The sequence below is a fragment of the Pseudomonas sp. JL2 genome (assembly GCF_031570495.1).
In the GTDB taxonomy this organism is placed as follows: Bacteria; Pseudomonadota; Gammaproteobacteria; order Pseudomonadales; family Pseudomonadaceae; genus Aquipseudomonas; species Aquipseudomonas rhizophila.
On the sequence record NZ_JAKUDH010000038.1, the window covers coordinates 1 to 14,577 of the forward strand.

The window sequence follows — 14,577 nt, forward strand, 5'->3', positions numbered from 1 at the left end:
ATCGGGCCTTCGAAGGTCGACATGCCGTAGAACGCCAGGGACACCACCAGGAACCGCAGGATCGGGTCGCTGCGCAATTTATGCCAGGCGCCCGACAGGGTCATCATGCCGTTGATCATGCCGCCCCAGCTCGGTGCCAGCAGGATCAGCGACATCACCATGCCCAGGGACTGTGCCCAGTCCGGCAGCGCGGTGTAGTGCAGGTGGTGCGGGCCGGCCCAGATGTACAGGGTGATCAGCGCCCAGAAGTGCACGATGGACAACCGATAGGAATACACCGGACGCTCGGCCTGCTTCGGCACGAAGTAATACATCATCCCCAAAAAGCCGGCGGTGAGGAAAAAGCCCACGGCGTTGTGGCCGTACCACCATTGCACCATCGCATCGGTGGCCCCGGCATACACCGAGTAGGATTTGGTGAAGCTCACCGGCAATTCCAGGTTGTTGACGATATGCAGGATCGCCACGGTCAGGATGAACCCGCCGAAGAACCAGTTACCGACATAGATGTGTTTGGTGTTGCGCTTGGCCACGGTGCCGAAGAACACGATGGCGTAGGCGACCCAGACGATGGTGATCAGAATGTCGATCGGCCATTCCAGTTCGGCGTATTCCTTGGAGCTGGTGTAGCCCAGCGGCAGGCTGATGGCCGCCAGCAGGATCACCAATTGCCAGCCCCAGAAGCAGAACGCGGCGATTTTCGGCGCGAACAGCTGTGTCTGACAGGTGCGTTGCACCGAGTAGAACGAACTGGCGAACAGGGCGCAGCCGCCGAAGGCGAAGATCACCGCGTTGGTGTGCAACGGGCGCAGGCGGCCGAAGCTGGTCCACGGCAAATCGAAGTTGAGCTGTGGCCAGACCAATTGGGCCGCGAGAAAAACCCCGAGCCCCATGCCGACGATGCCCCACACCACCGTCATAATGGCGAATTGGCGGACCACCTTGTAGTTGTAGGCGGTACTGATAGATGTGTTCATGGTTCCCCATCCACGGTTCAGCCGAAGTGAGCGCTTGCGCAAGGCAGCGCGGCATTCTTCGCCTGGAGTTATAGGCAGACTAAAAGCGAGGCAAGCATGGACAAACAGCACAAGGCCAGTATTGACGGGGATCAATGGGCGCGATGTGTGGCCGAACACGGTTGGCTATGGACGGCGGCGCAAACGGGTGTCAGCGCCGAGCCACCGACCCTGATCCTGGCCCATGGCGCCGGCGCGCCGATGGACAGCGGGTTCATGAACGAAATGGCCGCGCGCCTTGCCGGGCATGGCATCAACGTGTTGCGTTTTGAGTTTCCCTACATGGCTCAACGACGCCTGGACGGCGGTAAACGTCCGCCGAACCCGGCTCCCAAGTTGCTGGAATGCTGGCGTGAGGTGTACGCCACGGTGCGGCCTTATGTCGCTGGGCGGTTGGCCATTGGCGGCAAGTCCATGGGTGGGCGCATGGCGAGTTTGCTGGCCGATGAGCTGAAAGCTGATGCCCTGGTGTGCCTGGGGTATCCCTTCTACGCGGTGGGCAAACCGGAGAAGCCGCGGGTCGAGCACTTGGCAGCCTTGAAGACCCGGACCTTGATCGTCCAGGGCGAGCGCGATGCCTTGGGTAACCGCGAGGCGGTGCAGGGTTACGTGCTGTCACCGAGTATCGAGGTGATGTGGCTGGTGGCGGGGGATCATGATCTGAAACCGCTGAAGGCCTCGGGGTTTAGTCACGAGCAGCATTTGGAGGCGGCGGCGGGCAGGGTGGCCGGGTTTCTTCAGTAGGTTCCTTGCTGGCTATCAAGGCCTCATCGCGAGCAGGCTCGCTCCCACAATTGGAATGCCTTTGAATGAGCACCCTGACCCCCTGAGGGAGTAAGCCTGCTCCCACAATTGGAATGCCTTTGAATGAGCAACCTTGACCCCCTGAGGGAGTAAGCCTGCTCCCACAATTGGAATGCCTTTGAATGAGCAACCTTGACCCCCTGTGGGAGCGAGCCTGCTCGCGATAGCGGCCTGTCAGGCAACAAAAAACCCGGAAGCTTTCGCTGTCCGGGTTTTTCATGAGGCAGGCTTCTATCAGCGGTTGAACCGCTCCACCAGCGAATACTGCGTATTGGCGGTGCGGGTCAGTTCTTCGCTCAGTAGCGCCGAGCTGTGGGCCTGGCCCGAGGTCTGGTCGGCCAGTTCCGAGATGTTGCTGATATTGCGGCTGATCTCTTCGGCCACCGAACTCTGCTCTTCGGTAGCGGCAGCGATCTGGGTGGTCATGTCGGTGATGTTGGCCACCGCTTCACTGATCCCCACCAGCGCCGCGTCCGCCTCCATGACCCGAGCCACGCCTTCTTCAGCCTGGCGGTGGCCGGCATCCATGGTCTGCACGGCATTGGTAGCGGTTTGCTGGAGTTTGGCGATCAGGGCGTGGATCTGCCCGGTGGACTCACTGGTACGTTGCGCCAGTTGGCGCACTTCGTCCGCCACTACGGCAAAGCCGCGACCCATCTCACCGGCGCGGGCCGCTTCGATGGCGGCGTTGAGGGCCAGCAGGTTGGTCTGGTCGGCAATGCCTTTGATCACGTCCACCACGCCACCGATCTCGTCGCTGTCCTTGGCCAGCTGGGTCACGGTCTGCCCGGTCTCGCCCACTACCACCGACAAACGTTCGATGGCTTCACGGGTTTCCCCGGCGATGTCGCGTCCACGACTGGTCAGGCGATTGGCTTCCTGGGTGGCGTCGGCGGTGCGTTGCACGTGGCTGGCGACTTCCTGGGTCGTCGCGGCCATCTCGTTGACGGCGGTGGCCACCTGTTCGGTCTCCACTCGCTGGCGTTCCAGCCCACTGGAGCTGTTATGGGCCAGCGAATTCGACTGCCGCGCCTGCTCGTTGAGGTGTTCGGCAGTGTCCTGCAACCGGGTCAGGCAGGTTTTCAGGCGAGCTTCCTGGCTGAGGATCGACATCTCCAGGCGCGCCTGGACGCCTCGACTGTCGGTGTACATCCGGGCGATCAACGGATCGGAGGTGGTTTGCTCGGCCAGACGCAGCAGGCGCTTGATCCCGCGCTGTTGCCATTGCAGGCCCATCAGGCCCAGGGGCACCGAGAGCACGGCAGCCAGGGCAAAGCCCCAGGAGGAATTGAGAAACGCACCAACGACGAAGCTCAACTGGCTGACCAGGATAAACGGCAGCCAGTCCTGCAGGATCGGCAACCATTTGTCGCTGCGCGGGATCGCCGGCTTGCCCTGATTGATGCGTTGATAGAGCGCTTCGGCCCGGCTGATCTGCTCGGCGCTGGGCTTGACCCGCACCGACTCGTAGCCGATCACCTGGTTACCTTCGAACACGGGGGTGACATAGGCGTTGACCCAGTAATGGTCACCGCTCTTGCAGCGATTCTTGACGATGCCCATCCATGGCAAGCCTTGTTTGAGCGTGTTCCACATATGGGCGAACACGGCCGACGGCACATCGGGATGGCGTACCAGGTTGTGGGGCGAGCGGATCAGTTCCTCCTTGGAAAACCCGCTGATTTCAACGAACGCGTCGTTGCAATAGGTGATCACACCTTTGGCATCGGTAGTGGAAATCAGACGTTGTTGGGCCGGGAAGGTCCTTTCGCGTTGTGTGACGGGCTGGTTGTTACGCATGGTGTGTAGATCCGCAAGGCTTTGAAAGGTTGTCGGCGCCGTCAGGTTTTTATTGAAGTTATTTTTCCGGTCGGTATCACGCCAGCATCGGGTAGGTAAATAGGGCGAAATGAAGCAGATTGAGGCCAAAGTGGGCGGCAATCGCCGCGCCCAGCCCACCAAAGCGATAAGCCAGGCCATAACCGACCCCCGCCATGCCCGACAGCAACACCCATTGCCATCCCGCCCCGGCATGCACCAGGCCGAACAGCAGTGAGGCCAGGATTAATGCCAGATTGTCGCCATAGTTCAGATGTTTGAAGCGTCGGCTCAGGCCACCCTGAATGTAGCCACGAAACAGCGCTTCCTCCACCAACGTCACCAATAAAAGATTATTGAGTACCCATATCCAGGCCGACTCCGGCCACTTCGGTGCCCAATGGATCATTCCCAGCAGCATCGCCCCGCCCAGCGCCAGCACGGCGCTCAGGGTCAGCCCCAGGGCAGTGGCCTGTAGCGACAGGCGAAACGAGCGCCTGCCGACGATCCAGGGACACGCCAGCAGTAACCAGAAGCCGATCAGTGGCTTGTCCTGGTTCAGGTACATGGCAAACGGCACGGCATCGTCGGTAAAACGTTGCGGCGCGATTGCCCGGCCATTGAAAAAACCCGGCATCCAGTGCAAGGCCAACGCCAGGGCCATCACCACAAACAGGGCGTGGCCGAGAAACTGCCCGACCGGTGTCTGCTGCTGGCGCACCGCATACCCGGCGAACAGCAGCAGCGCGACCGAGATCGCAGCAGTCCAGGCCAGATGGCCGAAGGCCAGGGCCAAGGCATAGCCGATGGAAAGGAAGGCCAGGTATGGCCAGGGCAGGGCAGGCATATCACATCCTTTGAGACTGAAGAACCGTTTGTGGCGATGGTGATGGCAGGACCGGCGGGATTATAGGCAGACCCATACGAAAACACCGCCTATTAACAGGCGGTGTTTTCGTAAGACGCTTCTTTTTATTCTGAAATCAATTGCCGTAGGACGTAGTGCAAAATCCCCCCAGCCTTGAAATATTCCACTTCATTCAAGGTGTCGATCCGGCACAACACTTCAATCCGCTCCTGGCGGCCGTCCTCGCGGGTGATGATCAGTGGCAGGTTCATGCGTGGCGTCAGTTCGACGTCGCTCAGGCCCAGGATGTCCAGGGTTTCCTTGCCGGTGAGGTTCAGGCTCTTGCGATTTTGATCGAGCTTGAACTGCAACGGCAGCACGCCCATGCCCACCAGGTTGGAGCGATGGATGCGCTCGAAGCTCTCGGCGATCACCGCTTTGACCCCCAACAGATTGGTGCCCTTGGCGGCCCAGTCCCGACTCGAGCCGGTGCCATATTCCTGTCCGGCGATCACCACCAGAGGCGTGCCCATGGCCTGATACGACATGGCGGCGTCGTAGATCGGCATTTTCTCGCCACTGGGGATGTAGATCGTATTGCCGCCTTCTTCGCCGCCGAGCATTTCGTTGCGGATCCGGATATTGGCGAAGGTGCCGCGCATCATGACCTGATGGTTGCCGCGTCTTGAACCGTAGGAATTGAAGTCCCGGGGCTCCACGCCCTGTTCGCGCAGATAACGGCCGGCCGGGCTGTCGGTCTTGATATTGCCGGCCGGAGAGATGTGGTCGGTGGTCACCGAGTCGCCGAGCAAAGCCAGGATTCGTGCGCCTTCGACATTGTTGATGGCCGGTGGCGGCCCACTGATGTTCTCGAAGAACGGCGGGTGCTGGATGTAGGTTGAGTCCGATTGCCAGACGTAAGTCGCGGCTTGCGGCACCTCGATAGCCTGCCATTGCTCATCACCGGCAAACACGGCGGCGTATTCCTTGTGGAACATGCTGGTGTTGACCTGGGCCACCGCGTTGGCGACTTCCTGGCTGCTGGGCCAGATATCGCGCAGGTACACCGGGTTGCCGTCGCGGTCGTTGCCCAGCGGTTCACTGCTGATGTCGATGCGCACCGTGCCGGCCAGGGCATAGGCGACCACCAGGGGCGGCGACGCCAGCCAGTTGGTTTTTACCAACGGGTGCACGCGGCCTTCGAAGTTACGATTACCCGACAGCACCGAGGCCACCGTCAGGTCGGCGCTCTGGATGGCTTTTTCGATCGGCTCGGGCAGCGGCCCTGAGTTGCCAATGCAGGTCGTGCAACCGTAACCCACCAGATCGAAACCCAGTTTGTCCAGGTACTCGGTCAGCCCGGCGGCCTTGTAGTAATCGGTGACCACCTTCGAACCTGGTGCCAGGGAACTCTTGACCCACGGCTTACGGGTCAGGCCTTTCTCCACGGCTTTTTTCGCCAGCAGCCCGGCGGCCATCATCACGCTGGGGTTGGAGGTGTTGGTGCAAGAGGTAATGGCCGCAATCACCACTGCGCCGTTTTTCAGGCGATGGGTCCGGCCCTCGAACTCGTATTCGCTTTCCCCCACCTGATCGGCGTTGCCTACCGCGACCCCACCGCCGCCTTCGCTTTCCAGGCGGCCTTCTTCCTTGCTGGTGGGCTTGACGTTCAGGCCCAGGAAGTCGCTGAAAGCCTGGCCGACATTCGGCAGTGAGACCCGGTCTTGAGGACGCTTGGGCCCGGCGAGACTGGCCTCGACACTCCCCATGTCCAGTTCCAGCGTGTCGGTGAATACCGGTTCCTGGCCGGGCAGCCGCCACAGGCCCTGAGCCTTGCAGTAGGCTTCCACCAGCTTCACGGTTTCGGTCGGACGTCCGGACAGGCGCAGGTAGTCCAGGGTCACGTCGTCCACCGGGAAGAAACCGCAGGTGGCGCCGTATTCCGGGGCCATGTTGGCGATGGTGGCGCGGTCGGCCAGCGGCAGGTCGGCAAGGCCGTCGCCATAGAACTCGACGAATTTGCCCACCACACCTTTCTTGCGCAGCATTTGGGTGACCGTCAGCACCAGGTCGGTGGCGGTGATGCCTTCGCGCAGCTTGCCGATGAGTTTGAAACCGATGACTTCTGGAATCAGCATCGACACCGGCTGGCCGAGCATGGCCGCTTCGGCCTCAATCCCGCCGACGCCCCAGCCCAGTACACCGAGGCCGTTGATCATGGTGGTGTGGGAATCGGTGCCCACCAAGGTGTCCGGGAACGCATAGGTCCGTCCGTCTTCCTCTTTGGTCCACACGGTGCGGCCCAGGTATTCGAGGTTGACCTGGTGGCAGATGCCGGTGCCCGGCGGCACCACGCTAAAATTGTCGAAGGCGCTCTGGCCCCAACGCAGGAAGGCGTAGCGCTCTCCGTTGCGCTGCATTTCGATGTCGACGTTCTGTTCGAACGCCTGGCTGCTGGCGAAATTGTCCACCATCACCGAGTGGTCGATCACCAGGTCCACGGGTGACAGCGGGTTGATCCGCTGCGGATCGCCACCGGCCTTTTCCATGGCGGCGCGCATGGCGGCCAGATCGACCACGGCCGGAACGCCGGTGAAGTCTTGCATCAGTACCCGAGCAGGACGGTATTGAATTTCCCGGTCGGAACGACGCTCCTTCAGCCAGCCGGCGAGGGCCTTGAGATCGGTGCCGGTGACCGTTTTTTCATCTTCCCAGCGCAGCAGGTTCTCCAGCAGCACTTTGAGGGACATGGGCAACCGGTCCAGGTCTCCCAGGCTTCGGGCGGCGTCGGGCAGGCTGAAATAGTGGTAAATCCTGGCGTCGACTTGCAGCGTTTTAAGGGTTTTCAGGCTATCGAGGGACGGCATTGAAATGACTCCTTTGAGTCCGCACGGCTACGGACTGACGGGACGGACAGAGCCTTTAACCTAGCCCTGTTTTGAGCGTATGACTAATCACTGGACTCTACGAGCGGGTTTGGGGTTCCGAACTCCGCTATCATGCGCCGGTTTTCGTGACAGGCTTTGCTACGGAGTTTCAATGAACACGCTTTTCATGCACTGCCGACCAGGTTTCGAAGGCGAGGTCTGTTCCGAGATCGCCGAACACGCCGCACGGCTGAACGTGGCCGGCTACGCCAAGGCCAAGCCGGCCAGCGCCTGCGCCGAATTTGTCTGTACCGAAGACGACGGTGCCGAGCGACTGATGCGCGGCCAGCGTTTCGCCGAGCTGATTTTTCCGCGCCAGTGGGCGCGCGGCAGCTTCATCGATCTGCCGGAAACCGACCGCATCAGTGTCATCCTGGCCCACATGAGCGCCTTCCCGACCTGCGGCAGCTTGTGGCTGGAGGTGGTGGACACCAATGACGGTAAAGAGCTGTCGAACTTCTGCAAGAAATTCGAAGGGCCGCTGCGCAAGGCGCTGACCGGCGCCGGCAAACTGGTGGATGACCCGTACAAGCCACGCCTGCTGTTGACCTTCAAGAGCGGTCGCGAAGTCTTCCTGGGCCTGGCGCAGGCCGATAATTCGGCCATGTGGCCGATGGGCATTCCACGCCTGAAGTTTCCTCGGGAGGCGCCCAGCCGGTCCACCCTCAAGCTTGAAGAGGCCTGGCACCACTTTATTCCTCGGGATCAGTGGGACGAGCGCCTGCACAGCGACATGACCGGTGTGGACCTCGGCGCCGCGCCGGGTGGCTGGACCTGGCAACTGGTCAACCGCGGCATGCTGGTGACGGCCATCGACAACGGGCCGATGGCCGAAAGCCTGATGGACACGGGGCTGGTGCAGCACCTGATGGCGGACGGCTTTACGTTCAAACCCAAGCAGCCGGTGGACTGGATGGTCTGCGACATCGTCGAGAAGCCGGCGCGTAATGCGGCGATGCTGGAAGAGTGGATCGGCGAAGGGCACTGCCGCGAGGCGGTGGTCAACCTCAAGCTGCCGATGAAGCAGCGTTACGCCGAAGTGAAACGCCTGCTCGAACGTATCGCCGACGGCTTCAAGGCCCGGGGCATCAAGGTCGAGATCGGCTGCAAGCAGCTGTACCACGACCGTGAGGAAGTGACGTGCCATCTGCGGCGGCTGGACACCAAAAAGCCCAAGTCCCGCTAGCGCTTGAAAGGCAATGAAATCCCTGTGGGAGCGAGCCTGCTCGCGATATCGGTGCATCAGTGGACATCGATGTTGGGTGGCCCGACGCTATCGCGAGCAGGCTCGCTCCCACAGGGGGCGGTGTTAAGCCAGAGGTGACCTTGCACCGACATTGCGCGACAATGCCCGCCAGTTTCAGGAGTAGAACATGATTGAAATGAACGATACGCCGGTCGACGGCACGCTGGATGCCACCGGCCTCAATTGCCCGGAGCCGGTGATGATGCTGCACCAGCACATCCGCGACCTGATGCCCGGCGGGCTGTTGAAGGTGATTGCCACCGACCCCTCGACCCGTCGCGACATTCCCAAGTTCTGTGTGTTCCTCGACCACGAACTGGTGGCTCAGGACGAGGTCGATGGCACCTACCGCTACTGGATCCGCAAAAAGCTCGCTTAGTCCGCCGAACGGCTGATGCGGATCTGCTTGCGTGCGCTGCGTGCCAGGCGGATCGACAGCATCAGCGCCGCGCAGCTCAAGCCCACGATCAGGCCCTGCCACAACCCGCTCGGACCGCTGGCGGTGCCGAGCCAGTCGGTCAGGCCCAGGATGTAACCCACGGGCAGGCCAATGCCCCAGTAGGCGAACAGCGTCAGGATCATCGTCACCCGGGTGTCCTGGTAGCCGCGCAACGCGCCCGCCGCCGTGACCTGGATCGCGTCGGAAAACTGAAACAACGCCGCATAGACGATCAACATCGACGCCACTTCGATCACCACCGGATCGCCGGTATAGATCGCCGCGATGGGCCCGCGCAGCCAGAACATCAGGCTCGCCGACAGGCAGGCATAAGCCAGCGCCGTACCCATGCCGACTCCGGCGGCGAAGCGCGCTTCGCGCGGCTGGCGCCGGCCCAGGGCCTGGCCGACCCGCACCGTCACAGCCATGCCCAACGAATAGGGAATCATGAACACCAGGGAGCTGAAGTTCAGGGCAATCTGGTGCCCGGCCACCACGGTGGCGCCGAGGCTGCCGATCAGCAGGGCAATCACCGCAAAAATGCTCGATTCGGCAAATACCGCGATGCCAATCGGCAGGCCGATACCCAGCAGGCGCTTGATGACGGTCCATTGTGGCCAGTCGAAGCGGTTGAATAGCCGGCTCGACTGGTAGGCCGGCGCCCAGCGCGCCCAACCGGCCATGCCCAGGGCCATGAACCACATCACCAGGGCCGTGGCCCAGCCGCAACCGACGCCGCCCATGGCGGGCAGGCCCAGATGCCCGTAAATGAAGATGTAATTGAGCGGAATGTTCAGCGCCAGCCCGCACAAACCCAGGACCATCGCCGGTCGCGTTCGGCCCAGGCCGTCGCTGAAGCAGCGAAGCACGTGATACAGCGCCACCGCCGGCAGGCCGGTGGCGATGCCTTGCAGGTACTCCATGCAAGGACCGATCAGTTCGGGGTCCACGTTCATGATGTGCAGGATCGGTTCGGCGCCGAGCAGCGCCAGCGTGGCAATCAACCCCACCACCAGCGCCAGCCACAACGCCTGGCGCACCAGCGGACCAATCTCGTCGAACGTGCCGGCGCCGAAGCGCTGGGCGACTTTCGGCGTGGTGGCCAACAGTGTGCCGGTCATCAACAGGAACACCGGCACCCAGATCGAATTGCCCAGTGCCACCGCCGCCAGGTCCCGTGGTCCGACCCGGCCGGCCATCACCGCGTCGACAAAGCCCATGGCAGTGGTCGCCAGCTGCGCCACCATGATCGGCAATGCCAGGGCCAGCAGCGTCTTGAGCTCCAGGCGAACCCGGGCCGGGCGGGAGAGGGTGGTGGCGTGGTCGATCACAGGATTCACAGGCGAAACGTCCGAAAAAATAAGCGCGAGGCGGCGCATTCTACGCCTTGACACAGTGGTCAGGAAAAAACCTGTGTTGTGGATTTGTAATCGTTTAGCTGGCTTGCGAATACCTTGTGGCGAGGGGATTTATCCCCGCTCGACTGCGCAGCAGTCGCAAAGTCGTTGGGGGGCTGCGCACCCAGCGGGGATAAATCCCCTCGCCACAACATCATTTGCTTCGGGTAATGCACAGGCCTAACGGAACGCCTACACTGCCCATCCCGCCAAAGGAGCTCTGCCATGCTGATCGTCGCCGACGAAAATATTCCCCTGCTCGATGCGTTTTTCCAAGGGTTTGGCGAGATCCGCCGGGTTCCGGGCCGGGGGATTGACCGGTCAATGGTCGAGCAGGCCGATGTGTTGCTGGTGCGCTCCGTCACCCAGGTCAACCGCACGCTGCTGGAAGGCAGCAAGGTGAAGTTCGTCGGCACCTGCACCATCGGCACCGATCACCTGGATCTGGATTATTTCGCCGAGGCCGGTATTCGTTGGGCCAGCGCCCCGGGTTGCAACGCCCGTGGCGTGGTGGACTACGTGCTGGGCAGCCTGATGACCCTGGCTGAAATCGAAGGCGCGGACCTCAAGCAACGCACCTTTGGCGTGGTCGGTGCCGGGCAGGTGGGCGGGCGGTTGGTTGAGGTGCTCAAGGGCCTGGGTTGGACGGTGAAAGTCTGCGACCCACCCCGTCAGGCTGCCGAAGGCGGCGACTACGTGAGTCTGGAACAGATCATCGAGCAGTGCGATGTGATCAGCCTGCACACACCGTTGACTCGCGACGGCGCGCAACCGACCTGGCACCTGTTCGATGAGCAGCGCCTGCGCCGGCTCCAGCCCGGTACCTGGCTGATCAACGCAGCCCGTGGACCGGTGATCGACAACACGGCGCTGCGCGAGGTGCTGCTGGAGCGCGAAGACCTGCAAGCGGTGCTGGATGTCTGGGAGCATGAGCCGAGCGTGGATGCGGATCTGGCCGACCTGTGCGTGATCGCCACCCCGCACATTGCCGGCTACAGCCTCGATGGTCGCCAGCGTGGTACGGCGCAGATCTACGAATCCTTGTGCGCATTCCTCGAGCAACCGGTTGCGGTCCGGTTGAGCGATCTGCTGCCCCGGCCATGGCTGGGCGGCATCACGCTGGACGCTGACACTGATCCGGCCTGGGCGCTGGCGATGTTGTGCCGTGGCGTGTATGACCCACGTCGTGACGACGCGGATTTTCGTCGCAGCCTGGTGGGAACGGTCAGCGACCAACGCAGCGCTTTCGATGCCCTGCGCAAGCATTATCCGCCGCGTCGGGAGATCGATAGCCTGAAGGTTCGCATCGAGGGGCAGTCGCCGGCGTTGCAACAGATCGTGAGCGCTCTGGGCGCCACCAGCCTTTAATCGTGGATCGCTTTTGTGGCGAGGGAGCTTGCTCCCGCTGGACTGCGAAGCAGGCCCAAAACCTGGCGTCTGCTGCGCAGCCGAGCGGGAGCAAGCTCCCTCGCCACAAGAGCCAACCCACAAGCGACAGGTCACAGGAGCCCGCAAAGGCTGCGGGCATAAAAAACCCGACATCATGGTCGGGTTCAATGAAGACGGGCTGTATCACTTTTGTTCGGCAGGCTTGACCAGTCGTTTTTCCAGCTCGCTGCAGGCTTTCTGGATCATGTCTTCGGTGATCGGTACTTCGCGCCCTTGGGCGTCGATGAACGAGCAGCCCAGAGACTGGTCCGGTTGCGTGCGGATCACTTGAATCTTGTCGTCGCTGCTGTGTTGCAAGGACATGGCCTGTCTCCTCATCAGGTTGTGTGCCTATTTTAGTGTCGCCAGGTGACCGAGCCATGACACTCCTTGTAGGTTCATGGCGACAGCTCCACTCAATCAGAAACACGGTCGCGTTTCCAGCCAGACTTTAGACCGATAACATCTAGCCTCTAGTCGCTACGGTCATATTTAACCTGACTCATTCTGATTCAACCAAGTTCCGCTGCGCTTCGGTGTCGCCGGGCGGTCCATTTCCTGCTGCATTATCGGATGCTTCTGATGCTCTCTTCCCAACAACGCCGTGCCATACGCCTGGCCAGTGGCTTCATTGCTCCTTATCGCAAGCAGGTTGCTGGCGCCTTATTGGCCCTTATCGTCACCGCCGCAATCACTTTGTCCATGGGGCAAGGCATCCGGTTGCTGGTGGACCAGGGCTTCATGACGCGCTCCCCGCACCTGCTCAACCAGTCCATTGGCCTGTTCATGGTGCTCGTGGTGGGATTGGCGATCGGCACTTTTTCCCGTTTCTACCTGGTGTCCTGGATTGGCGAACGAGTGGTGGCCGATATCCGCCGGCAGGTCTTCAACCATCTGGTGTACCTGCACCCGGGCTTTTACGAAAACAACCGCAGCTCGGAAATCCAGTCGCGCCTGACCGCCGATACGACCTTGTTGCAGTCAGTGATCGGCTCGTCGTTGTCGCTATTCTTGCGCAACGCCTTGATGGTGGTCGGCGGCATTGTGTTGTTGTTCATCACCAACCCCAAACTCACCAGTATCGTGGTGATCGCGCTGCCGTTGGTCTTGGCGCCGATCCTGATATTCGGGCGGCGGGTGCGCAGCCTGTCGCGCCAGAGCCAGGACCGCATTGCCGATGTCGGCAGCTACGTCTCCGAGACCCTCGGCCAGATCAAAACCGTGCAGGCCTACAACCATCAGGTCCAGGATGAACGGCGCTTTGCCGTGACCGTGGAGCAGGCCTTCGACACCGCCCGCAAGCGCATCGCCCAGCGGGCCTGGCTGATCACACTGGTGATCGTGCTGGTGCTGGGGGCGGTGGGGGTGATGCTCTGGGTCGGGGGCATGGATGTGATCGCCGGACGGATTTCCGGTGGTGAGCTGGCGGCGTTTGTGTTCTACAGCCTGATCGTCGGCAGCGCTTTCGGCACCCTGAGCGAAGTCATCGGCGAGTTGCAGCGGGCGGCTGGTGCGGCTGAGCGCATTGCCGAATTGCTGCGCTCGGAAAACATCATCCAGCCGCCGGTTTCTGGCCTGGTGACTCTGCCTGAGCGGGTACGGGGTGATTTACGTCTCGAAGGCGTGCGCTTCTCTTATCCGTCCCGGCCGGACAGCTATGCGGTCGACGGCCTGGACCTGAGCGTCCAGGCTGGCGAGACCCTGGCCCTGGTCGGGCCGTCCGGTGCCGGGAAATCCACGGTGTATGACTTGCTCCTGCGCTTCTACGACCCGGCGCAAGGGCGGATTCTCATCGATGATGTGCCGCTGACCCAGCTCGATCCACTGGACCTGCGTCGCCATTTCGCCCTGGTTTCGCAGAATCCGGCGCTGTTTTTCGGCACGGTTGAAGAGAACATCCGCTACGGCAACCCCGAGGCGACGTCCGAGCAGGTGCGCGAAGCCGCGCAGATCGCCCATGCCCACGATTTCATCGAAAAAATGCCGGAGGGTTACCAGACCCACCTGGGTGACGGCGGTCTGGGGTTATCCGGCGGTCAACGCCAGCGTCTGGCCATCGCCCGAGCGCTGTTGGTGGACGCACCGATCCTGCTATTGGACGAAGCCACCAGCGCCCTCGACGCGCAAAGCGAACACTTGATCCAGCAAGCGCTGCCCAGCCTGATGAAAAATCGCACCACCCTGGTCATCGCCCACCGCCTGGCCACGGTGAAAAATGCCGACCGGATCGCGGTGATGGACCAGGGCAAAGTAGTCGCCGTGGGCACCCATCAGGAACTGGTGGCCAGTAACGCGCTGTATGCGCGATTGGCAGCGTTGCAGTTCAATCAGCAGGGTGATTCTGTTCCGTGAGCCTGCCGAGCCGAAACCAATGTGGGAGCGAGCCTGCTCGCGATAGGGGCAGATAGGCAACCATGAGGTCGACTGTCACACCGCTATCGCGAGCAGGCTCGCTCCCACAGGGTCTGCAACCGAGCAAAAAAATGCCCGCATCGAAAGATGCGGGCATTTTTTCAGGAACAACTTGCCGCTTGAAGCCTATGGCTTGCTGCTGCCCACTCACTGATCANTCTGCAACCGAGCAAAAAAATGCCCGCATCGAAAGATGCGGGCATTTTTTCAGGAACAACTTGCCGCTTGAAGCCTATGGCTTGC

Annotated in this window: 11 protein-coding genes; 5 read left to right on the plus strand and 6 right to left on the minus strand. The window is 61.6% G+C overall.

The genetic code is table 11. The annotated features are described in order from the left end of the window. Nucleotides 1–977, minus strand: a 977-nt coding sequence (locus MKS85_RS27745) for a cbb3-type cytochrome c oxidase subunit I (protein ID WP_310663228.1), incomplete at its 3' end; no start/stop codon positions are given. Nucleotides 978–1,073: 96 nt separating this feature from the next. Between MKS85_RS27745 and MKS85_RS27750 the strand changes: the two genes are divergently transcribed. Continuing rightward, entirely contained in the window at nt 1,074–1,760 is a 687-nt protein-coding gene (locus tag MKS85_RS27750) for an alpha/beta family hydrolase (protein ID WP_047227192.1), read from the plus strand. 294 nt (nt 1,761–2,054) lie between these two features. On the opposite strand, the gene MKS85_RS27755 is transcribed toward MKS85_RS27750, so the two are convergent. The 3 genes from MKS85_RS27755 to acnA form a co-directional block, all read right to left on the minus strand. After that, nucleotides 2,055–3,620 (minus strand): PAS domain-containing methyl-accepting chemotaxis protein, encoded by a 1,566-nt coding sequence (locus MKS85_RS27755; protein ID WP_076385612.1) that lies wholly within the window; start codon nt 3,618–3,620, stop codon nt 2,055–2,057. A 76-nt stretch (nt 3,621–3,696) separates the two neighbouring features. After that, nucleotides 3,697–4,485, minus strand: a complete 789-nt coding sequence (locus tag MKS85_RS27760; protein ID WP_107322911.1) for a CPBP family intramembrane glutamic endopeptidase — start codon at nt 4,483–4,485, stop codon at nt 3,697–3,699. Nucleotides 4,486–4,610: 125 nt separating this feature from the next. Next, nucleotides 4,611–7,352, minus strand: a complete 2,742-nt coding sequence (acnA, locus tag MKS85_RS27765) for an aconitate hydratase AcnA (RefSeq protein WP_047227195.1) — start codon at nt 7,350–7,352, stop codon at nt 4,611–4,613. A 172-nt stretch (nt 7,353–7,524) separates the two neighbouring features. On the opposite strand from acnA, the gene rlmM reads away from it, so the two are divergent. Continuing rightward, nucleotides 7,525–8,598, plus strand: a complete 1,074-nt coding sequence (gene rlmM / locus MKS85_RS27770; RefSeq protein ID WP_047227196.1) for a 23S rRNA (cytidine(2498)-2'-O)-methyltransferase RlmM — start codon at nt 7,525–7,527, stop codon at nt 8,596–8,598. A 187-nt stretch (nt 8,599–8,785) separates the two neighbouring features. Beyond that, nucleotides 8,786–9,037 (plus strand): sulfurtransferase TusA, encoded by a 252-nt coding sequence (gene tusA, locus MKS85_RS27775; RefSeq protein WP_107322910.1) that lies wholly within the window; start codon nt 8,786–8,788, stop codon nt 9,035–9,037. Here the strand turns inward: tusA and MKS85_RS27780 are convergent. Continuing rightward, nucleotides 9,034–10,437: an MATE family efflux transporter gene (locus MKS85_RS27780; RefSeq protein WP_076386715.1), complete on the minus strand. Its 1,404-nt coding sequence runs from the start codon at nt 10,435–10,437 to the stop codon at nt 9,034–9,036. The two genes, tusA and MKS85_RS27780, sit on opposite strands and share 4 nt — an antisense overlap. A gap of 282 nt (nt 10,438–10,719) precedes the next feature. Between MKS85_RS27780 and pdxB the strand changes: the two genes are divergently transcribed. Continuing rightward, complete coding sequence (pdxB, locus tag MKS85_RS27785) at nt 10,720–11,862, plus strand: 4-phosphoerythronate dehydrogenase PdxB (RefSeq protein ID WP_188252450.1); 1,143 nt, start codon at nt 10,720–10,722, stop codon at nt 11,860–11,862. A 204-nt stretch (nt 11,863–12,066) separates the two neighbouring features. Here pdxB and MKS85_RS27790 read toward each other — a convergent pair whose 3' ends face one another. Then, nucleotides 12,067–12,246, minus strand: coding sequence for a PA1571 family protein (locus MKS85_RS27790; RefSeq protein WP_003199629.1), 180 nt, complete (start codon nt 12,244–12,246; stop codon nt 12,067–12,069). Nucleotides 12,247–12,495: 249 nt separating this feature from the next. On the opposite strand from MKS85_RS27790, the gene MKS85_RS27795 reads away from it, so the two are divergent. Continuing rightward, the gene (locus tag MKS85_RS27795) at nt 12,496–14,274 is read left to right on the plus strand and encodes an ABC transporter transmembrane domain-containing protein (RefSeq protein ID WP_160892048.1); all 1,779 of its coding nucleotides are present in this window, start codon (nt 12,496–12,498) and stop codon (nt 14,272–14,274) included. Nucleotides 14,275–14,577: the final 303 nt, after the last annotated feature.

What these genes read in the sequence shown, in the direction of transcription:
- MKS85_RS27750 (WP_047227192.1), top strand. Translation starts at nt 1,074, where the DNA reads ATGGACAAACAGCACAAGGCCAGTATTGACGGGGATCAATGGGCGCGA.
- MKS85_RS27755 (WP_076385612.1), bottom strand. Translation starts at nt 3,620, where the DNA reads ATGCGTAACAACCAGCCCGTCACACAACGCGAAAGGACCTTCCCGGCC.
- MKS85_RS27760 (WP_107322911.1), bottom strand. Translation starts at nt 4,485, where the DNA reads ATGCCTGCCCTGCCCTGGCCATACCTGGCCTTCCTTTCCATCGGCTAT.
- acnA (WP_047227195.1), bottom strand. Translation starts at nt 7,352, where the DNA reads ATGCCGTCCCTCGATAGCCTGAAAACCCTTAAAACGCTGCAAGTCGAC.
- rlmM (WP_047227196.1), top strand. Translation starts at nt 7,525, where the DNA reads ATGAACACGCTTTTCATGCACTGCCGACCAGGTTTCGAAGGCGAGGTC.
- tusA (WP_107322910.1), top strand. Translation starts at nt 8,786, where the DNA reads ATGATTGAAATGAACGATACGCCGGTCGACGGCACGCTGGATGCCACC.
- pdxB (WP_188252450.1), top strand. Translation starts at nt 10,720, where the DNA reads ATGCTGATCGTCGCCGACGAAAATATTCCCCTGCTCGATGCGTTTTTC.
- MKS85_RS27790 (WP_003199629.1), bottom strand. Translation starts at nt 12,246, where the DNA reads ATGTCCTTGCAACACAGCAGCGACGACAAGATTCAAGTGATCCGCACG.
- MKS85_RS27795 (WP_160892048.1), top strand. Translation starts at nt 12,496, where the DNA reads ATGCTTCTGATGCTCTCTTCCCAACAACGCCGTGCCATACGCCTGGCC.